This window comes from Rhodococcus sp. UFZ-B548 (genome assembly GCF_903819475.1).
Classification (GTDB): Bacteria; Actinomycetota; Actinomycetes; order Mycobacteriales; family Mycobacteriaceae; genus Rhodococcus_F; species Rhodococcus_F erythropolis.
In genome coordinates this window covers 30635-51171 of record NZ_CAIJDS010000056.1, presented here as the reverse complement: position 1 = coordinate 51171, position 20537 = coordinate 30635, and the positions used below count along the sequence as shown (strand labels likewise).

Below are 20537 nucleotides of genomic sequence, written 5' to 3'. Positions count from 1 at the left end.
TTCAACGATCCGAGGAGTCGACCCATCGGGGTACGAGCTCCCGCAACAATCACAGTGGTCGTGTCGGTCATGCCAGTTCAACTTTCAGTTCGGTGCCGGTCGCGGCAACAACGTCTTCGACGCTGACATCGGGGGCCAGTTCACGCAGGACGAGTGGGCCTTCGTCGCTCACATCGATGACGGCTAGGTTGGTGATGATCCGATTCACCACGCCCTGGCCGGTCAGGGGCAGGGTGCATGCGTCGACGATCTTGGGGTTGCCGTCGCGGTCGTTGTGCTCCATGACGACGATGACACGCCGGGCACCGTGGACGAGGTCCATTGCGCCGCCCATTCCCTTGACCATCTTGCCGGGGACCATCCAGTTTGCGAGGTCACCCGTCTTCGACACCTGCATGCCGCCGAGAACGGCGGTGTCGATGTGGCCGCCGCGGATCATCCCGAACGAGAGGGCCGAATCAAAATATGCCGCACCGGGATTGACGGTCACGGTCTCCTTGCCGGCGTTGATGAGGTCAGGATCGACGTTGTCCTCGGTGGGATACGGTCCGGTACCGAGAATTCCGTTCTCCGAGTGCAGGACCACACGAACGTCCGAGCCCAGGTATCCGGGAATCAGTGTGGGAAGACCGATTCCGAGATTGACGTACTCGCCGTCGATCATCTCTGCAGCCGCCCGCGCTGCCATCTGCTGGCGCGTCCAACCCGTCACTGTCACTGGTGCGGTCATCGTGAGGTTCCTTCCGAAGCGCTGACGGTTCGCTTTTCGATTCGCTTGTTCTGAGGGCCGGTGTGCACAATTCTCTGCACGAAGACTCCGGGCAGGTGTACCGATGCCGGGTCGATTTCACCGGGCTCGACCAGACGTTCCACCTGAGCAATGGTGACCCGTCCCGCCATCGCGGCGAGCGGGTTGAAGTTCATCGCGGTCTTGTCGAACACGAGGTTGCCGTCGGTGTCACCGAGAACAGCGTGCACGAGTGCGTAGTCGGCGTTGATCGCCTCTTCCATCACGTAACGCTTGGTTCCGAAGACGCGAGTCTCCTTCGGAGGCGATGCAATAGCGATCGAGCCGTCGGCGTCGTAGCGCCAGGGCATTCCGCCGTCGGAGATGGGGCTACCCACTCCGGCCGGTGTGAAGAATGCGGGGATTCCGGTTCCGCCGGCGCGCAGACGCTCGGCGAGCGTGCCCTGCGGCGTCAGTTCCACTTCGAGTTCGCCGGCCAGGTACTGCCGGGCGAACTCCTTGTTCTCACCGACGTACGACGCGGTCACCCGTCGGATACGTCCGGCGCTCAGCAAGATTCCGAGACCGTGATCGTCGACGCCGCAGTTGTTGGAGAACACCTCGAGGTCGGTTGCACTCGTTGCTGCGATCGCGTCGATCAATACGTCGGGGATGCCGCACAAACCGAATCCGCCGACGGCCAGCGTTGCTCCGTCGACGATGTCGGCGACCGCGTCCGCCGCGGACTCGTACACCTTTGCTGTCATGTTTTCTCCCTGCCAAGCGTTCATTGAGTAGACACTCACTCACTTCGCTATCCAGTGAACTATCTCCTGTTCACAGGTTCAAGGGATCTTGAATATCAACACAGAACTGATCGACTGCTGACCATCTGAAGAAAATTCGTTCACTGAATGGACGCTAGGATGAACTCATGCCTACTCACGAGCAATCACCGGCCATGGTCGCGCGGGTGGCGGCACTTCTGCGAGCCCTCGGCGCCTCTGAGCCAACGGGCATTTCCACCACTGAATTGGGCAAGGTCACCGGCCTCGCTCGGCCCACCGCGCACCGACTGCTCACGTCTTTGGCTGCCGAAGGACTGGTCGACCGTGACGCACGAACCGGTCGGTGGTCTCTCGGCCCGGAGTTGTACCTCCTGGGCGCCGCGGCCGGAAATCGGTACGACATCACCGACCGCGCTCGCGACATCGTCGACGACCTCGCCCGGGTCACGGGGGAGAGTGCATTCCTCTCGGCACGTCGCGGCGACGAGACCGTCTGCATCTTGAGTCAGGAAGGCAGTTTTCCGCTGCGATCTCACGTGCTGCACGAGGGGAAGCGATTCCCGTTGGGGGTCGCGTCGGCGGGGCTTGCCATCTTGAGTCACCTACCGACGCGGGACGTCGACGACTATTTCGCCCGAGTGAATCTGGAGTCGGAATGGGGTGAGATCCACAGTGAGGCATCAATCCGCGAGCGAATCGAGTCGACGCGTGTCACCGGCTATGCCGTCAATCCAGCCCTCATCGTCGAGGGAAGCTGGGGGATGGGTGCCGCGGTGTTCGACCGCAACGGGCGCCCGGACTGGGCGCTGAGTCTGACCGGAGTGGAAACCCGCTTTCGGCCCGCGCGTCATGCCGAGTTGGGAACGCTACTTCTCGAGTACGCTCATACGCTGTCGAACCGACTGAAAACGCATGCAGTGATCTAACTTTCGGGTACCGGTTCGTGCGCAGTAGTAGTTTTTGCCTTCGTGCGTACGTGCGCCTTTTCGCCCTGCGGGCCGAACAGATGCAAGATCTCCACGACCTGTTCATCGGCGGGCCCGAACCAATGGGGCTCGGCGGTGTCGAACTCCGCGACTTCACCGGGGTGCAGGACAACCTCGTTCGTACCCAGAATGAGACGCAGATCCCCAGCGAGCACGTAGAGCCATTCGTAGCCGGCGTGGGTGACGAGCTTCGGTGGACGTGGACCGATCACCTGTTTGAACACCTGCACCCGGCCCGGATAGCGCGTCAACGGAACGACGGCACTGCCGTTCTTGCGTCGGCTCGGGGTGAGATGGACCCGAGGATCGCCCGTGGCGGGAGCGCCGACGAGTTGGTCCAGCGCGACCCGGTGAGCACGCGCGAGCGGTAACAGCAGATCGAGGGTGGGACGACGCTTACCCGATTCGAGTCGCGACAGTGCGCTGACGGAGATGCCGGTGGCGTCGGACAGGGCCTCAAGGGTCAAATCGCGATCCCGACGAAGTGTGCGCAGTCTCGGCCCGATATCGGTAAGCAACTGCTCGAGTTCGGCGTCCATGCGCTCATCTTTGCAGTTTCTGCAAATTTCTTACCGGCTTTGCAGGCCGGGTTGCGACGATCCTTTCGACTGGCGAGCACGGCAGAACACTTCGAGAGATGGAGTCCGAGATGAAACCTTCGAGCGGGATCGACGAACCGAAAGTGATCGGACTTGACGCACGCCGCCGGTGGGGCATTCTGGCCATCTGCTGCACGAGCTTGTTCGTCGTCGGGTTGGACACGACCATCGTCAACGTCGCTCTCCCCGCGATCGGGGAGGGATTCGGCGTCGGAACCGTTGGTCTCGAATGGATCGTCAACGCGTACACACTCGTCTTGGCGAGCTTGCTGATCTCGTCCGGCGCCCTGGCCGACAGGTTCGGTAGAAGGCGGATCTTCCAGATCGGACTGGTCGTTTTCGGGGTGGCGTCGATCGTCTGCGCGCTGGCCCCGTCGGTGGGAGTGCTGATTGCGGCGAGGATCGCGCAGGGAGTCGGTGGGTCGATGCTCAGTCCGGTGGCCCTGGCGATCGTCGTCAACGTGATGACCGACCCGAAGGAGCGAGCCAAGGCGATCGGCGTGTGGGCTGCGGTCTTCGGTCTGAGCATGGCAGCAGGACCGATAGTCGGCGGAGTCCTCATCGAGAGCTTCGGCTGGAGATCCGTTTTCTGGATCAATGTGCCCGTCATCGCAGTCGTTCTCATGCTGACCGCGGTGTTCGTACCGCAGTCCCGGGCTGAACAACCTCGACGTCTCGACTTACCGGGGCAGGTGCTTCTGATGGTCGTCGTGGGCGGATCCGTGGCTCTGCTCATCGAAGGCCCACGAATCGGGTGGCTGGCCTCCGGTGCAATCGCGGGTTACGTCGCCGTCGCTGCCGCGCTGGCAGCGTTCGTCCGCGTCGAATCGAGAAAGAGCGAGCCGCTCATGGACCCCTCGCTGTTTCGGCACCGGCCGTTCACCGCGGCAGTCCTCGGCGCGATCGTGGTGTTCGTGGCTCTCAACGCGACGCTGCTTCTGGGCACCTTCTACCTTCAACAGGCGCGTGAAATGACTCCCGCCGCCGCGGGCGCGATGACACTACCGATGGCAGTCGCGGCAACCATCTGTGCGCCGTTGTCGGGGATTCTCGTCGGGCGCTTCGGTGCACGATTGCCGTTGCTGATCGCCGGAAGCTTCACCGCGCTCGGCGGACTGTGCCTGGTCTCTCTCGACAACAGCACAGGCACTTCGACGTTGCTCGTCGCGTACCTGTTCCTCGGTATCGGCTTCGGTTTCTCGAATGCTCCGATCACCAACACCGCCGTCAACGGACTACCGAGATCGCAGGCAGGCCTTGCCGGCGGGATCACCTCCAGTGCAAGGCAGTTCGGCGCTGCTCTCGGTGTGGCGCTGGCCGGCGGCATGATCGCAGGCAGCGCACAATCAGACATCGCCGAGGCATCGAGAGCGGGTTGGATCCTTGTTGTCGCCTGTGGGCTCGTGGTTCTTGTCATCGCCCTGGCGTCGGGAGGTTCCGAGAAGACGAAGGGGTGAGGAGCGTGAGTTCACCCTGCGCGGGTGATTCCAACGCCGCTGCCGCCGGATAGAGATTATGGGGTATCTGATCGTCGTATCCGAGCGGGGAGAGCCATGTGCCAGACACCTAAGGACGCAACACCGGCCACCGTGGCGGTGAACCGCGAAGCGGTCACGCGGTACGCCATGGATGACCGGCAAGATTTTGTCGACGCGGATCGTGGCTTGATCGCACCGTTGCCTGGCAATGTTCTCGGCGACGACGGGCATGTGGTCTTCGACCCCGAGGCATTGGCGTACATCGGTGACGACGTTCCGGCGCCGGACACCGTCAATCCCAGTTTGTGGCGCCAGAGTCAGGTAATTCGCCGGGGTGGGCTCTACCAGGTGACGGATCGCCTCTACCAGGTGAGAAACAACGACATCGCAAACCTGACGGTCGTCGAGGGTGACGAAGGCCTGATCATCATCGACTGCATGGCGGGAGTCGAATCAGCGCGCCAGGGCATGAAGATGATTCGCGAGCACATCAGCGACAAGCCGGTTGCAGCGATCATCTACACGCACACCCATATCGACCACTACGGCGGAGTCAAAGGCATTATCGACGTCGAGGACGTTGCATCGGGAAAGGTGCCGATCATCGCGCCGGGCACGATCGCATCGTTCGACAAGTTCGCAATCGGCGAGAATGTTGTCGCCGGCAATGCCATGGCGAGGCGGTCGTTCTATGCCTTCGGCGGATTGCTCGACCTCGGTCCGAAAGGGGCGGTCTCGTGCGGGATCGGCGTGCTCAGCACCAAAGGCCCTCAGATCTCGTATATTTCCCCCACCGACGGCATCACGGAAACCGGAACGAAGCGAGAAATTGCGGGTCTGGAGTTCGAATTCCTCTATGCACCCGATACCGAGGCTCCGGAGGAGATGCACATCTGGATCCCCGAACTCGCCGCACTGACGTGTGCGGAGAACGCAAATCATTCACTCCACAACATCCAGACCCTGCGCGGTGCGCGTACCCGCGATGCCCGTAATTTCGCGCGATACCTGGACGAGACTTTGGAACGGTGGGGCGACGACGCGGCGGTTCACTACGGACCGCACACATGGCCGGTGTGGGGCAACGAGAACCTCGTTGGCTTCATCGAATCACAAAGGGATACCTACAAATACATTCACGACCAGGCGCTCCGGCTGGCGAACAAGGGATACACGCCGCTCGAAGCTGCCGAGGTGATCGAGCTACCCGAGGAACTCGGCCGCAAGTGGCACAACCGCGGTTACCACGGAACTCTGCATCATGACGTGCGTGCCGTATACACCAAGGAGCTGGGAATGTGGGACGGCGATCCGGTGACGCTTCATCCACATCCACCGGTCGAGTCGGCGAAGAGGTTCGTCGATCTCCTTGGCGCGCAGAAGATCCTGGATGAGGGTAAGCGAGCATTCGACGCCGCAGACTACCGGTGGGCGGCAGAGATCCTGCACAAGTTGGTGTTCGCTCAACCGGAGAACACCGAGGCGAAGAACCTTCAGGCTGACGTCTACGAGCAGATGGGGTATCAAGCCGAGGGACCTCAGTGGCGAGGTATCTACCTTTCGGCAGCGTTGGAATTGCGTGAGGGCTCGCAACCCCCGCCGTACATCACTGCGAGCGAAGACAGCGTCCTCGCGATGCCCATCGATATCTTGTTCGACTTCGTAGCAGTGCATCTCATCGGAGACAAGGCAACTGACGTCGACCTCCACATCGATTTCGTGTTCACCGATCACGACGACGAGACCTGGACGGCCTGGGTCAGGCGCGGCGTCCTCAATGCCCGCCGGGGAGCGGCGTCGAACACGCAACTGACGGTGTCCGGGCCGAAAGCTGCACTGATCGGCGCACTTCTGCAACCGGGCGCGGCTGCGGAACTTGCCAAAGCCGGGAAGATTTCGCTCACCGGAGACGAATCGGCGCTGGAGACATTGGGAGGGCTGCTGGATACCTTCGATCCCAGTTTCAATATCGTCACGCCGTGAGGAAGGGATAGTTTTCGATGTGTACACGCTTGGTCTACTTGGGGCCCAACGACACTGTGATCACTGCTCGATCGATGGATTGGAAGGTCGATCTCGGAACCAATCTCTGGGCATTTCCGCGGGGCATGACGCGCGAGGGTTGCGCGGGTCCGAACTCGATTCAGTGGACGTCGAAATACGGAAGTGTTGTCGCAACGGCCTACGACATGTGCACAACCGATGGGGTCAACGAGGCAGGACTGTCTGCAAATCTCTTGTGGTTGGTCGAGTCCGAGTACCCGGCATACGACGGCTCGACTCCGGGTCTGTCCATCGCAGCGTGGGCGCAGTATGTTCTGGATTGTTTTGCGACAGTTCAGGAAGCAGTCGAGGTCTTGGCAGCGGAACCGTTCACCGTCGTGACTGCTGCTGTTCCCGGTGAAGACCGTCTCGCTACCCTTCACATGTCACTCTCGGACGCCAGGGGAGACAGTGCGATCATCGAATACGTCGGTGGACGCGCGACTATTCATCACAGCCGTGAGTACCAGGTGATGACAAATTCTCCGATCTTCGATCAGCAACTCGCGGTCAACGAGTACTGGAAGCAGATCAACGGGACTGTGATGCTGCCCGGAACGAACCGTGCCGCTGACAGATTCGCCCGCGCGTCGTTCTACGTGGATGCGATACCGCAGACGGACGATCCGCGGTCCGCGTTGGCGTCGACGTTCAGTGTCATTCGCAATGTCTCGGTGCCGCTGGGTATTTCGACTCCAGACGAGCCCAACATCTCGTCGACCCGCTGGCGTACGGTGGTCGATCACAAACGCGCGCTCTATTTCTTCGAGTCCGCGATGACCCCGAATACGTTCTGGGTGGATGTGGCGTCGATGGATCTCGGGGAGGGGACGCCCGTCCGCAAGCTCGGGCTGGGCCCGAACGAGAGCACGGTCTACTCCGGAGACTCCACCGACCAGTTCGAACGGGCGGAGGCATTCACGTTCGCAGGAGCGTAGGGATTCGGGGACCCACGAAAACCCAATTGTGAAACTTCTTGACATTTCTACTCCGTTCAGATGAAACTTTGTTGCATATTCGGGTTTCGTCAACGGAGGACGGCATGGGCATCACAGTGCAGACACGGAACGATGGTGCGCAGCTCAAACGGCGCAGGGCGCTCGTCGCCGGCTCCGTCGGAAATTTCATCGAGTGGTACGAGTTCGGTGTGTACGGGTTCTTCGCGACGATCATCGCGTCGAACTTCTTCAGCGCCGACGGCTCCGGCGACCTCGAAAGCCTGATCAAGACCTACGCGTCGTTTGCGCTGGCCTTCTTCTTCCGCCCAGTGGGGGCCGCGCTGTTCGGCCGACTCGGTGACCGCATCGGCCGACGCCCCACCTTGGTGATCGTTCTTCTGCTGATGTCGGGTGCGACGACCCTGATCGGTGTGCTCCCCACCTACGAGAGCGTCGGAATTCTGGCACCGCTGCTCTTGACGGTTCTTCGGATCCTTCAGGGACTGTCGGCCGGAGGCGAGTTCGGCGGCGCGGTGTCGGTGATGACCGAGTTTGCGCCCCCGGGACGACGCGGACTGTACGGGTCGTGGCAATCGTTCACGGTCGCGCTCGGATTGCTCGCCGGTGCCGGAATCGCGGCGCTCCTCGCGACAGTTCTCGACTCCGGTCAGCTCAACGACTGGGGCTGGCGCATCCCGTTCCTCCTTGCACTTCCGATGGGCCTGGTCGCCCTGTGGCTCAGGCTCCGACTCGAAGAAACGCCGTCGTTCGAGCGTGCCCGCGCAGTCCAGTCCGAACCGACAGTTGATGCGGCGACGCCGGTAGTGCAGCCGACCGTCGGCGAGACCGCCAGGGCGATCCTGCTCGGCATCGGTCGGTTGATGGGTTGGTCTGCGGCGGGTTACACGTTCCTCGTCGTGATGCCGACTTATCTTCAGAGTTCACTCAACGCGACATTCCATCAGGCACTGGTTGCTTCGGTACTTGCCAATGCCGGCTTCGCAGTGACGATTCCGCTTGCGGGCGGGCTCAGTGATCGCATCGGGAGACGCGCGGTCATGCTCACCGGCACCGTTTTGATCTTGGTCCTTGCGTTGCCGCTGCTCAACGTCCTGCAGAATGAGCAGACGTCTCTGACCGCCAAGGGATTTGCAGTGTTTGCCGCCGGCGCCGCAGTGGGACTTGTCGCCGGACCCGGACCCGCCATGCTCTCCGAGATGTTCCCCACCTCGGTCCGGTACACCGGATTGGGACTCGCATACTCCCTGTCCAACGCGGTCTTTTCGGGCTGCGCCGGTCTGATAATCACGTGGCTGATCAAGGAAACTTCCAATCTCGATATTCCGGCCTACTTCGTGATGGCAACGTGCGCCGTCAGCGCGATCGCTTTGAGTACCTTGCGAGGAAATGCCCACAAGCGGGCACTCGTCGACTGACCGCAGCTTGCCCGAATGCCGAAACGATCCGAGTAAGGGAAATTTCATGAGAGTCATCGGCCTGATGTCCGGTACTTCGTACGACGCTATCGATGCTGCCGCAGCAGATATCCGGATCGACGGGGACACTCTTGTGCTGACCCCACTGGGGATGGTCAGCGAACCATATTCCGGTGAGTTGCGGGCAGCGGTGGCCGCTGCGGTACCGCCTGCGTCCACCACTGTCGGTCAGATCTGCCAACTCGACACCGAGATCGGGCAGGCATTCGCGGCCGTGGCTGCGCGGGCGAACGCGGAACTGTGTGGCGGCAGTGCGGAATTGATCTCCTCACATGGGCAGACGATGTTTCACTGGGTCGAAGGAGCGCAAGTAAAGGGCACTCTCCAACTCGGGCAGCCGGCCTGGATAGCCGAGAAGACCGGATGCACCGTCGTGTCGGACCTGCGCTCTCGCGACGTGGCGACGGGTGGACAGGGTGCACCATTGGTCAGCGCGTTCGACGTATTGTGGCTCAACGGAAGAACTTCGGGTTCCGTCGCGCTCAATCTCGGTGGCATCGCGAACGTCACTGCTCCGGGTGGCGGCGGTACGACGGCAGATGGTCCCGCAGTACCGATTGCCTTCGACACCGGCCCGGCAAATGCGCTGATCGACGCGGCGGTAAGCGAATTCACTGCGGGGGAGCAGTGGTTCGACCTCGGTGGCGCTCTGGGTGCAGCCGGCACGCCGAACGTCGATCTGCTTGCACATCTACTGAGCGAACCGTATTACACGCAGCCCGCTCCCAAGAGCACGGGCAAAGAATTGTTTCATCGGGACTATCTGCTCGCCGCTCTGCGGGGCTACGAGTCGTTGTCTCTGGCAGACATCGTCGCGACTCTGACTGCACTGACGGCCCGGACCGTCGCCGATTCCGTCAAAGCACTCGCGGCCACCGAAGTGGTGGTGTCAGGTGGTGGCACCAAGAACCCGACGTTGATGGCGATGCTCCGTGACGAACTGGGCGACATCGCGCTTGTCTCTTCGGACGAACTCGGAGTCACCTCCGACATCAAGGAAGCATTGGCTTTCGCGGTTCTCGGCTTCCTCACCGCACACGGATTGCCCGGCAGTATTGCTTCGTGCACCGGTGCGCGTCACGCCAGTGTGCTCGGATCTTTGACGCCAGGAAGCCGTGGGCTGCCTAGAATCACATCGGTGCCGTCAGCTCCGAAAACGATGCGAATCGAGGCGTTATGACTTTGGACCGGAGTGCTCCGGCGTCCGTCGACCTGCTTGCTCGTATTCGCGCATCACTGAGCAGCCTCTCACCTGCCGAGCTGCGGATCGCCGAAATCATCGAAGCCGACCCCAGCCTGGCGTCCACACTGACGGTCAACGATCTTGCCGAACGAGCGTCGACAAGTACGGCGACAGTGGTCCGCACAGCCAAAAGGCTCGGTTTCGAGGGGTATCCCCAGCTTCGTCTGGCATTGGCGGCCATCAGCGGTTCCGCGTCAAGTGATTCGATTCCACTCGGTGTGGACATCGTTGCCGCCGACTCTGCCAGTGAAGTCATGGCCAAACTCGCCGAGTTCGAATCCGAACAACTTAAGGGCACAGCACAATTGACTGACCCTGTTGCACTCGAAGAAGTGGTGTCGCGGATCCGATCCGCCCGCCGGGTCGAGGTGTACGGCATCGGCGCGTCAGGCATCGTCGCGCAAGACCTCACGTTGAAGCTCTCGCGGATCGACGTCAACTGCCGGGTTCATCTCGACCGAGACGCGGCGATGGTCAGCGCCAGTTTGCTCGGGCCGGACGACATAGCAGTGGGAATCTCGCATTCCGGCGAGACTTCTGATGTGGTCGAACCGCTTGCCCTTGCCCGTCGTACCGGGGCGTCGACGGCCGCGATCACCGGCGGGGCGCGGTCGACGCTCGCTGTGCAGTCACACCACGTTCTACTCACTGCCGGTAGAGAATTCGGTTTCCGGTCGGCAGCAATGGCAAGCCGCACCGGCCAGCTGTTGGTAGTCGACACAATTTTTGCGATGGTCGCGCACTCGCTGCCGAGCGCCCTGTCTGCGCTGCAACGAAGTCATGATGCCATTGCTTCGAAGCGTCACTGACGAGGAGTCGTCGCTGTGATTACTGACGAGGAGTCGTCGTAGTGAAATTTGATCGAGGAGGACTCGCCACAATGCAATTGGACATGCTGTCTACCGAGAGACCGAACCCTCTCACCCGCGATCTCGACGTCATGTCGGTGTCGGATCTGCTGACGGTGATGAACCAGCAGGACGCAATCGTGGCCGACGCGGTCGCGGCGGTGTTACCGGCCATCGAAGCCGCAGTCGATTCGATCGTCACCGCTCGGGCACAAGGTGGTCGGCTGATCTACCTGGGAGCTGGGACCAGTGGGCGTCTGGGAGTGCTCGACGCGGTGGAATGCCCTCCGACTTTCGGGACCGATCCAGGCGAGGTGATCGGAATCATCGCCGGTGGCCCGGGAGCGTTTCTGAACGCCGTCGAGGGAGCAGAGGACGATCCGCGAGCGGCTGGGGCCGACCTCGACGCAATCTCGTTGAACGCCACGGACGTCGTGGTGGGTCTGGCGGCGAGTGGTCGTACTCCCTACGTCATCGGGGGACTTGATCATGCCCGCGCACTCGGCGCCGCAACCGTGGCAGTCTCGTGCAACCGAAATGCGGCAATGAGTTCGCACGCCGGAGTGGCCATCGAAGTGGAGACCGGCCCCGAGATCCTCACCGGATCGACGAGGCTCAAGGCCGGGACTGCACAGAAGATGGTGTGCAACATGCTTTCGACGGCAAGCATGGTCCGTTCCGGCAAGGCGTTTCACAACCTGATGGTCGATCTTCGGCCTACCAACGCCAAACTGGTCGATCGTGCAAACCGGATCGTCGCGGCAGCCACCGGAGTGGATACCGAGATCGCTTCGGAGACCATCGAGAATGCCGACGGTCATGTGAAGGCAGCGGTCGTCATGTTGTTGGCCGAATGCGACTTCGCCGAAGCAACCGAATTGTTGGATCGCGCTTCGGGTTCCGTACGCGAAGCCATCGTCGGAGCCGGCAAGAGCAGAGAGGAAGCCTGAATGGAAATCGTCATAGTTCCCAGTCCGGAAGACGGCGGGCGAATCGCTGCCGACATCGTTTGCGGCGCAATCGAAAACGGAGCCCGGACGCTCGGCCTCGCGACGGGATCGTCACCGCTGCACACGTATCGGGAGCTGATCAAGCGGCATCGAGAATCGGGAGTGTCGTTCGCGGCGATGAGCGCGTATCTTCTCGACGAGTACGTAGGTCTCACGCCCGATCAGCCGCAGTCCTACGCGCACACCATCCGCACGGAACTCGTCGATCACCTCGACATCGACAATGCGCGAGTGTTCAGCCCCGATGGGGGAGCCGCCGATCCCAGTGAAGCTGCACGGCGTTACGACGCTGCCATAGTCGACAACGGTCCCATCGACGTGCAGATTCTCGGCATCGGTCTCAACGGGCACATCGGCTTCAACGAGCCGTCCTCCTCACTCACATCGCGTACCCGAGTGAAGACCTTGACCGAGAGGACCCGCGCCGACAACGCGCGGTTCTTCGCAGACCCAGCCGATGTGCCGCATCACGTGATCACGCAGGGTCTCGGAACCATCAGTGATGCAAAGCATCTTGTGCTGATTGCGGAGGGGGCGCGCAAAGCCCCCGCGGTCCGGGCTGCGATTGAAGGTCCGGTGTCGGCGTTCTGCCCGGCATCGGTACTTCAGTTGCATCCGCACGTAACAGTCGTCGTCGACGAGGCAGCGGCCGGTGAACTCCAACTGGCGGACTTCTACCGCTACACAACCGAGCACAAGCCGGCCGAGCAGGGTTACTGAAAAGCGGGCTACTGAAAAGCGGGTTTTTGAAAAGCGGACTTGATCTCCAGCGCAGTTGAGGTCCTAGCCTCGGGGCATGATCAACGCTAGAGGTTCAGCGGTATCCCCGCCGGCGGCGCCCCGGATTTTCTCACCACCGCTCAGGGTCGCGATCGTCGGAGCAGGGCCGGCGGGAATCCACGCTGCCGGCGCTCTCGCTGACCTGGCTCCTGGCACCAAGATAGACATGTTCGAGCGTCTACCGACGCCGTACGGACTCGTGCGCTACGGTCTCGCCCCAGGGCACGCCGAGTCCGAAAAGTTCGTCGATTCTCTGCACACCGTGCTGGTCGCCAGTGACTTCCGGCTGTTCTGCAACGTAGAGATCGGAAAGGACCTTTCCGTCGAGGACCTACGTTCTTCCTACGACGCGGTGATCATTGCAACCGGTGCGCCGCGGGATGCACTACTCGACATTCCAGGCGTCGAGCTTCCCGGTTCATTCGGGGCCGCCGATTTTGTCGGTTGGTACAACGATCACCCCGACGCCCCGCAACATTGGCCCCTGCACGCCGAGTCGGTGGCAGTGATCGGCGGCGGCAACGTCGCGCTCGATGTCACGCGGATGCTCCTCGCCGAGGCGCAACCGCTGCAGGCCACGGACGTCTCCGACGAAGTTCGGGAAGGGATCGCCGGCAGTCGCGTTCGTGAAGTAGACATCTTTGTCCGGCGCGGACCCGCCGACGCTCGCTTCTCCCCGAACGAGTTGCGCGCTCTCGGTGAACTACCCGGCGTAGATGTTGTCGTCGATGCTGCCGATGTCGCGCCGGACCGGCATATCGAGCGGATGACAAAACAGTTGGTGCACACCCGACTGGCAGTCGAGACACTCCGTGGTTTCGCGGGCACTGCGCCTGCCGACCGAACTGCCCAGCGTCGAGTTCACCTGCACTTCTACCGACAGCCCGTGGAGATTCTCGGTAACGGGAAAGTCGAGGCACTCCGCGTCGAGCGGACTGATCCCGACGGCTACGGTCACGTCACCGCTTCGGGTGTCTGTACCGACTATCCGGTTCAAGCTGTATACCGGGCAATCGGATTCCTCGGCACGCCACTTGCCGGGGTGCCCTTCGATCACGGGCGCGGCATAGTTTCGCACCGGAGCGGCGCGGTGGTCGACGAGAGCGGTCTACCGATCGCGGGCTTGTTCGTGACCGGTTGGATGAAGCGCGGTGCCGCGGGGCTGATCGGTGCGGCGCGGCCCGACGCTCGCCAAACAGTCGAAACGCTGCTGCACCAGCTGGATTCGTTCGGCGGGCGCCGAGCAGATCGCAACCGGATCGAGGAGGTCCTCGCGGCCGGCGATCTGTTTCCCGTCGATTGGGAAGGCTGGCTTCGTATCGATGCCGCCGAAAAGGACCTCGGTGTCGAGCACGGACGTCCACGCGTCAAGATCGGTGACCGCGAAGAACTCGTTCGTATCGGCACGAAGTCGGCAGTTCACGCCGAATAGATTCGCTGGGGTCAGAGGTACCGCCGGGGTTACGCTGAAATGAGTCGCCTCGATTCATCGTGCTCGAGGTGCGGAGCAGAACTCATGAATGAACGTGGTGCGCAGGCCAGTGACGCGACAGTCGCGAGCGGGCCCCTGACCGAACGGGGCACCGTCACCGAGTTGCGCCTGTCCGCACTGCCGGTAGTACGCGGCGAATCGAACGATGCCGACGGTCTCGGGCGCCTGGTCGGGGACTGGGAGGCGGGACGAACCCCGTCCGACCTGAGTGAATATCTGCCCGATCCAGCCAAGATTCGTCGGGGCGCGCTGATCGAACTGGTCGGAATCGACATGGAGTACCGCTGGCTGAAGAATGACGGTCCGAAACGACTCACGGAGTATTGCGCCGAGTACCCGGAATTGCTCGAAGAGCCACTACCGGCCGAGCTTCTGTACGAGGAGTTCCGGCTGCGGAAGCAGGGCGGGGAGGATGTCGTAGCGGCCGAGTACCTCAGCGAGTTCCCTTTGCAGGCAGAGGGTTTCGAGCGGTTGTTCGACCGTGATTCGATGGCCCGCCGCGAAGACGTGATGATGTTGGGGCTCTCGGGTTTCGACGAGTTCGAGATCGGACAGCGCCTCGATGATTTCGAACTGGTGTTGGAACTCGGGCACGGTGCATTCGCCCGAGTGTTCCTGGCACGGCAACTGTCGATGCAGCGGTGGGTTGCGTTGAAAATCTCGCGCAACGTCGGGGTCGAGCCGCAGACTCTCGCCCAACTCGACCATCCCAACATCGTTCGCGTCTTCGATCAACGACTGCTCGAGGAACGCGCACTGCGAGTTCTGTTCATGGAATACGTGCCAGGCGGGACCTTGCTCGACGTGGTCAAACTTGTCCGCGTGACACCGCAGGCTCAGCGGTCCGGACAACTACTTCTCGATGCCATCGATCAGACCCTGGCGAAGAAGGGGGAGATGAAACCGAGCGAGACGAGTTTACGTAACGAGATCGCAGCGATGTCGTGGCCGGAGACCGTGGCCTGGATGGGAATGAGACTGGCCGACGCCCTCGAGTACGCGCGTGAGCACGGCGTACTACATCGGGACATCAAGCCGGCGAACGTACTTCTCAGTGTCGAAGGCATTCCCAAACTCGCCGATTTCAACGTCAGTTCGAGCGAGGAGGTTTCGACCGAGGATGCTGCCTGCTTTGTCGGAGGCTCGCTTGCCTACATGTCTCCAGAGCAGTTGGAGGCCTGTGCCGTGGGGTCTCCCGGCACACTCGACACCCGTAGCGACATCTATGCACTCGGCGTGATGCTGTGGGAACTCCTCACCGGGAGTAGGCCTTTCACGGACGACGGCACGGGGCAGAACCCACCGTCGCCCAAGAAGGCGCTCGAGGCACGCCGGCGTGGAGTGGATCCCGCGGCCGAGGCCCGGTTACCGGACGACTGCCCGCCGGCGCTGCGCCGAGTACTGGTGAAGTCTCTTTCGCCCGAGAGAGACGGAAGGTGGTCTGGCGGACGAAAGCTTGCCCGTCAGTTCGCACTGTGTCTGGACCGGTCTGCCCGGAACCTGGTGGACCCACCGGAAGGGAGCCCGCGTTCGACGTTGTGGAAGTGGGCACTGCCGATTCTTCTGGCCGCGATCGGAATTCCGAATCTCCTGGCGGCGGGCTACAACTACTACTACAACAAGATGCTGATCATCTCGGGACTCTCGCCGCAGGCTCAGCAGCACCTCGAGCAGGTTCATCTGGTCATCGGGGTGGCCGCGTTCTCGCTCGGTGCCGCGGCGATCCTGTATTGGTGCCGGCTTGCGCTCACTGTGCCTCACGGACTGCGTCACGGTCAGACGTACAACGCGGAGGTCTTGAACAAAGCGCGTACCGCGACGCTGAACGTCGGACACCGCGCGGTGGTGATCGCATTCGGTCTGTGGGTCCTGGCCGGTATCGCATATCCAGTTGCGTTGCAGATTGCCGCCGGAGGTATTCCGCAACGAGCGTACGTGCACCTGATGTCGTCGCTGGCGGTGTGCGGCGCCGTCGCAGTCGCGTATCCGTTCTTCATCCTGACGTACTACTCGGTTCGATGTCTGTATCCGATCTTGTTGTCACACGGCGAGTTACGAAGCGACGACGGACGCGATATTCGCTCGTTGGGTCGGAGCAGCACGCGTTACCTCGCAGTCGCGGCGTCGGTTCCGCTGGTGGGAATCGCGGGACTCAGTTTTGTCGGTTCCGGGGCCGGGGAGGAACTCAACGCAACCGTCCGTGCGCTGTGTCTGGGCGGGATCGCGGGCTTCATCGTTGTGTATCAACTGTTTCGACGGATCGAAAGTGATCTCCGAGCACTGCTGCGCGTTGTGTCTCTCGAGGTGTCGGCGTCTCCGTAATTGCCTGACAACCGCATCCGGGTTGGCCTATTTGGCAGTGCTCTTGCGCGGTCGGCTGCGACGAACTGCTTTGGTGGGCGGCGGAGACTTCTCTTCTGATTCTTCCTGAGGGTCGTCGCGCCAGTGAATCTCGATTTCTATCTCGACCTCGTTGCCGTCGACTTCGATCTCGAGTTCCCACCGAACCTGTTCCGGAACACTGATTTCGATCGAGTCCCCACCCGACCCCAGTTCCACTTCCGATCCACTGGCGAGGGCCTGGCCGAGGGCGATGAGTCGGTCGGCGACGTCCTGCCGTGAGAGGTGTGACTTCCTCTTGATCTCCAATTTGGGCACGATCACTCCTGACCTCGGCGGATTCTCCCCTTCACCGTAGTTGGAACAAACGGAAGATTGTTACCTTTGGACGATGTCGACCCGCTACCACGTCACCTCCGCCTTGAACCGTGCGTCGATCCAGCGGTATGGATTGGACTGGCGCCGAATGGGCTCAGCTCGCGGAATCGCAGGAAGTCTACGAGCAGAGCAGGAGGGATGCTTCCTCGCCAGCGACGAGGGCGAACGGGACTGGTTTGTCAGAATGAACAACACCGGCGGCGCGGTTGACGTATGGGAAGTCGACGGTATCGACGCTGCATCTCTTGTTCAGTCGCCGGAGGGGCACTACTACTTCCCCGGCGTCATCGCCGCCGCTGAACTGCGACTGGCGCAACAAGACCTACCCCCAGTTCATCTCCCATGATTCCCGGGCCCGTTCGTCCTGTTCGGAGCGCTGACGAATCGGTCGGCAAATCCGCGTAGGCGAGGATTTTCGCGAAAGTCTGGGTTCAGTCCAGAAGATTGCGCAATAGTGGAAAGGTGCCTTCGACGCCGGATTATGCAGCCCAACTGCGTAACGCTGAGCTTCGCGTGACTCGTCCCAGAGTCACGGTGCTTGAGGTTGTGCATGCACGCCCACACGCAGCCACCGAGACTGTCTTCGATGCTGTGCGGGCTGTTCTGCCAGGGGTGTCGCGGCAGGCGGTCTACGACGTGTTGCACGCTCTCACCGACGCCGGGCTGATCAGGCGGATCCAACCGTCCGGATCGGTGGCGCTGTACGAGTCTCGCGTCGGTGACAACCACCATCACGTCGTCTGCCGGTCCTGCGGGGCCGTTGCAGATGTCGACTGTGCAGTCGGAGAGGCACCGTGCTTGACGCCGTCGGCGCACAACGGCTTCGTCCTCGATGAAGCCGAGGTCATCTACTGGGGCCTGTGTGCCGACTGTTCGACAACTCAGAGTTTGCGATCACACCCGTGATCGAAGTCCGTTCTACTCGCTCATGGAGGGATTACCGTGTCCGATAGTTGCCCGGTTGCTCACGATGGAAACACCGCGAGCACCAGCGAAAGTGAAAACCCCGCGATCCCGTCTCCGACACCGACCGGGAATCGTCCGAGAACCAACCGGGACTGGTGGCCGAATCAGCCGGATCTCTCTGTCTTGCATGCGCATTCGTCCAAGTCGAATCCGATGGGAGCCGACTTCGATTATGCGCAGGAATTCGCCAAGCTCGACGTCGAGGCGCTCAAACGTGACGTCATTGCCTTGATGACGGCGTCGCAGGATTGGTGGCCGGCCGACTACGGACACTACGGCGGACTCTTCGTGCGTATGAGCTGGCATGCTGCCGGCACCTATCGCATCGCAGACGGCCGCGGCGGTGGCGGTCAAGGCGCTCAGCGTTTCGCCCCGCTCAACAGTTGGCCGGACAACGCCAGCCTCGACAAGGCACGTCGCCTGCTCTGGCCGGTCAAGCAGAAGTATGGAAAACAGGTTTCCTGGGCCGACCTGCTGGTGTTCGCAGGCAACTGCGCTCTGGAGTCGATGGGGTTCAAGACCTTCGGCTTCGGCTTCGGCCGAGAAGACATCTGGGAGCCCGAGGAGATCTACTGGGGTCCTGAGGACACCTGGCTCGGCGACGAGCGCTACAGCGGAGACCGTGAACTGTCCGGACCGCTCGGCGCAGTTCAGATGGGCCTGATCTACGTCAATCCCGAAGGACCCAACGGACAACCGGACCCGGTAGCGGCCGCCCGCGACATCCGAGAAACCTTCGCTCGCATGGCGATGAACGACGTGGAAACGGCCGCGCTGATCGCCGGCGGCCATACCTTCGGCAAGACACACGGTGCCGGTCCGGCCGACCTCGTCGGACCCGAACCGGAAGGCGCACCCGTCGAGCAACAGGGACTGGGCTGGAAGAGCGCCTTCGGTACGGGCGTGGGTAAGGACGCGATCACCAGTGGTCTCGAGGTCGTGTGGACTCCCACTCCGACGAAGTGGGACAACACTTTCCTGGAGATTCTGTACGGATACGACTGGGAGCTGACCAAGAGCCCGGCGGGTGCGTGGCAGTGGATCCCGAAGGATGGCGCGGGGGCCGGCACGATCCCGGATCCGTTCGATTCGTCGGCCGGACGTACTCCGACGATGCTGACCACCGACCTCTCCCTACGCCTGGATCCGACGTACGAGAAAATCACACGGCGTTGGCTCGATCATCCCGAAGAATTCGCTGAAGAGTTCGCCAAGGCTTGGTACAAGCTCCTGCATCGCGACATGGGACCGGTCACGCGCTACCTGGGACCGTGGGTTCCCGAACCGCAGTTGTGGCAGGATCCCGTTCCCTCGGCCGATGATCAACTGATCGGGGACGCGGACATCGCGATCCTCAAGAGTCGACTTCTCGATTCCGGGCTGTCCGTCTCACAGTTGGTGTCGACCGCGTGGGCGTCGGCCGCGAGCTTCCGCAGCACTGACATGCGCGGCGGCGCCAACGGTGCTCGAATTCGCCTGGAGCCGCAGAAGAACTGGGAAGTCAACGAGCCCGCAGCCCTCTCCGCGGTGCTTCAGACCCTCGAGCGAGTTCAGCAGGAATTCAACCAGGCTGGTGGAGCCAAGGTTTCACTTGCCGACCTGATCGTTCTGGGTGGTACAGCGGCAGTCGAGCAGGCCGCGAAGAACGCCGGACAAGACATCACGGTCTCGTTCACGCCGGGACGTACGGATGCGACTCAGGAGCAGACAGACGTCGACTCGTTCGAGGTACTCGAACCCCGGGCCGACGGATTCCGGAACTACCTCAAGGGAGGGGAGAAGATTCCGGCAGAGATTCTGTTGGTCGACCGCGCGTACATGCTGTCGCTGACCCCGCCCGAGGTGACAGTTCTGGTCGGCGGACTTCGCGCGCTGAACGCGAACTTCGGCAAGACCGGCCACGGGGTGTTCACCGACCGTCCCGAGACGTTGACCAACGATTTCTTCGTCAACCTTCTCGACATGGGTACCGAGTGGAAGCCGTCGAAGACGGATGAGAACGTCTACGACGGGGTTGATCGGGCGACTGGAGCTCCGAAGTACACGGCAACTGCGGTCGACCTTGTTTTCGGATCGAATTCGCAACTGCGCGCACTCTCCGAGGTGTACGCCAGCGAAGACGCGAAGCAGAAGTTCGCCGAGGACTTCGCTGCCGCCTGGACCAAGGTGATGGACCTCGACAGGTTCGACGTCAACTGATTCAGCAGATTAGCCGACGGCGCCCCGCGAGCTTTGTTCTCGCGGGGCGCCGTCGTTTCCCGCACGTGGTCGGGTGAACCACGCCGGATGGAGCCGTTGAAATCTGCAGATCTGCGGTGGTGGCCGGTTGACGAACTCCCGGAGAAGTTGGTCGACCACGAGCGTTTCGTGATCGAAGCCCACCACGCCGGTCAGCTCGCACCCATCCACAGTTACGGGTTCTGAC

Annotated in this window: 19 protein-coding genes; 15 read left to right on the top strand and 4 right to left on the bottom strand. The window is 61.9% G+C overall.

Annotated elements, in window-relative coordinates; all coding sequences use genetic code 11:
• Positions 1 to 67 precede the first annotated feature (67 nt).
• On the bottom strand, positions 68 to 730 hold the full coding sequence (locus H7C86_RS31335) for a 3-oxoacid CoA-transferase subunit B (RefSeq protein WP_020906493.1): 663 nt from the start codon (positions 728 to 730) through the stop codon (positions 68 to 70).
• Positions 727 to 1494: a CoA transferase subunit A gene (locus H7C86_RS31330; protein ID WP_153211317.1), complete on the bottom strand. Its 768-nt coding sequence runs from the start codon at positions 1492 to 1494 to the stop codon at positions 727 to 729. Before H7C86_RS31330 ends, H7C86_RS31335 begins: the two co-directional genes overlap by 4 nt.
• Before the next feature lie 167 nt (positions 1495 to 1661).
• Between H7C86_RS31330 and H7C86_RS31325 the strand changes: the two genes are divergently transcribed.
• Positions 1662 to 2441: an IclR family transcriptional regulator gene (locus H7C86_RS31325; RefSeq protein ID WP_019747538.1), complete on the top strand. Its 780-nt coding sequence runs from the start codon at positions 1662 to 1664 to the stop codon at positions 2439 to 2441.
• Here the strand turns inward: H7C86_RS31325 and H7C86_RS31320 are convergent.
• Positions 2438 to 3040 (bottom strand): helix-turn-helix domain-containing protein, encoded by a 603-nt coding sequence (locus H7C86_RS31320; RefSeq protein ID WP_019747537.1) that lies wholly within the window; start codon positions 3038 to 3040, stop codon positions 2438 to 2440. The genes H7C86_RS31325 and H7C86_RS31320 overlap by 4 nt on opposite strands.
• Before the next feature lie 110 nt (positions 3041 to 3150).
• On the opposite strand from H7C86_RS31320, the gene H7C86_RS31315 reads away from it, so the two are divergent.
• From H7C86_RS31315 to H7C86_RS31270, 10 genes are all read left to right on the top strand, one after another.
• Complete coding sequence (locus H7C86_RS31315) at positions 3151 to 4557, top strand: MFS transporter (protein ID WP_060938363.1); 1407 nt, start codon at positions 3151 to 3153, stop codon at positions 4555 to 4557.
• Positions 4558 to 4653: 96 nt separating this feature from the next.
• On the top strand, positions 4654 to 6561 hold the full coding sequence (locus tag H7C86_RS31310; RefSeq protein ID WP_020968666.1) for an alkyl/aryl-sulfatase: 1908 nt from the start codon (positions 4654 to 4656) through the stop codon (positions 6559 to 6561).
• Between the two features lie 17 nt (positions 6562 to 6578).
• Positions 6579 to 7559, top strand: a complete 981-nt coding sequence (locus tag H7C86_RS31305) for a linear amide C-N hydrolase (protein ID WP_019747534.1) — start codon at positions 6579 to 6581, stop codon at positions 7557 to 7559.
• 104 nt (positions 7560 to 7663) lie between these two features.
• Positions 7664 to 8995 (top strand): MFS transporter, encoded by a 1332-nt coding sequence (locus H7C86_RS31300; protein ID WP_019747533.1) that lies wholly within the window; start codon positions 7664 to 7666, stop codon positions 8993 to 8995.
• Between the two features lie 46 nt (positions 8996 to 9041).
• Positions 9042 to 10235: an anhydro-N-acetylmuramic acid kinase gene (locus tag H7C86_RS31295; RefSeq protein WP_020906499.1), complete on the top strand. Its 1194-nt coding sequence runs from the start codon at positions 9042 to 9044 to the stop codon at positions 10233 to 10235.
• Complete coding sequence (locus H7C86_RS31290) at positions 10232 to 11107, top strand: MurR/RpiR family transcriptional regulator (RefSeq protein WP_042950990.1); 876 nt, start codon at positions 10232 to 10234, stop codon at positions 11105 to 11107. The genes H7C86_RS31295 and H7C86_RS31290 overlap by 4 nt, the downstream gene beginning before the upstream one ends.
• Before the next feature lie 71 nt (positions 11108 to 11178).
• Complete coding sequence (gene murQ, locus H7C86_RS31285) at positions 11179 to 12096, top strand: N-acetylmuramic acid 6-phosphate etherase (protein ID WP_020968668.1); 918 nt, start codon at positions 11179 to 11181, stop codon at positions 12094 to 12096.
• Positions 12097 to 12876, top strand: coding sequence for a glucosamine-6-phosphate deaminase (gene nagB, locus H7C86_RS31280; RefSeq protein ID WP_020968669.1), 780 nt, complete (start codon positions 12097 to 12099; stop codon positions 12874 to 12876).
• A gap of 76 nt (positions 12877 to 12952) precedes the next feature.
• Positions 12953 to 14368, top strand: a complete 1416-nt coding sequence (locus tag H7C86_RS31275; RefSeq protein WP_182262928.1) for an FAD-dependent oxidoreductase — start codon at positions 12953 to 12955, stop codon at positions 14366 to 14368.
• An 84-nt stretch (positions 14369 to 14452) separates the two neighbouring features.
• Positions 14453 to 16750 (top strand): serine/threonine-protein kinase, encoded by a 2298-nt coding sequence (locus tag H7C86_RS31270; RefSeq protein ID WP_182262927.1) that lies wholly within the window; start codon positions 14453 to 14455, stop codon positions 16748 to 16750.
• A gap of 27 nt (positions 16751 to 16777) precedes the next feature.
• Here H7C86_RS31270 and H7C86_RS31265 read toward each other — a convergent pair whose 3' ends face one another.
• Positions 16778 to 17086: an amphi-Trp domain-containing protein gene (locus H7C86_RS31265; RefSeq protein ID WP_182262926.1), complete on the bottom strand. Its 309-nt coding sequence runs from the start codon at positions 17084 to 17086 to the stop codon at positions 16778 to 16780.
• A gap of 73 nt (positions 17087 to 17159) precedes the next feature.
• On the opposite strand from H7C86_RS31265, the gene H7C86_RS31260 reads away from it, so the two are divergent.
• The 4 genes from H7C86_RS31260 (at position 17160) to H7C86_RS31245 (ending at position 20536) form a co-directional block, all read left to right on the top strand.
• Positions 17160 to 17492 (top strand): hypothetical protein, encoded by a 333-nt coding sequence (locus H7C86_RS31260; RefSeq protein ID WP_037119238.1) that lies wholly within the window; start codon positions 17160 to 17162, stop codon positions 17490 to 17492.
• Positions 17493 to 17608: 116 nt separating this feature from the next.
• Positions 17609 to 18052 carry a Fur family transcriptional regulator gene (locus H7C86_RS31255; RefSeq protein ID WP_019747524.1) on the top strand — a complete coding sequence of 148 codons (444 nt, stop codon included), beginning with the start codon at positions 17609 to 17611 and terminating at the stop codon, positions 18050 to 18052.
• A 36-nt stretch (positions 18053 to 18088) separates the two neighbouring features.
• Positions 18089 to 20311 carry a catalase/peroxidase HPI gene (gene katG / locus H7C86_RS31250; RefSeq protein ID WP_182262925.1) on the top strand — a complete coding sequence of 741 codons (2223 nt, stop codon included), beginning with the start codon at positions 18089 to 18091 and terminating at the stop codon, positions 20309 to 20311.
• 87 nt (positions 20312 to 20398) lie between these two features.
• Entirely contained in the window at positions 20399 to 20536 is a 138-nt protein-coding gene (locus H7C86_RS31245; protein WP_019747522.1) for a hypothetical protein, read from the top strand.
• The last annotated feature ends 1 nt before the right edge of the window (position 20537 follow it).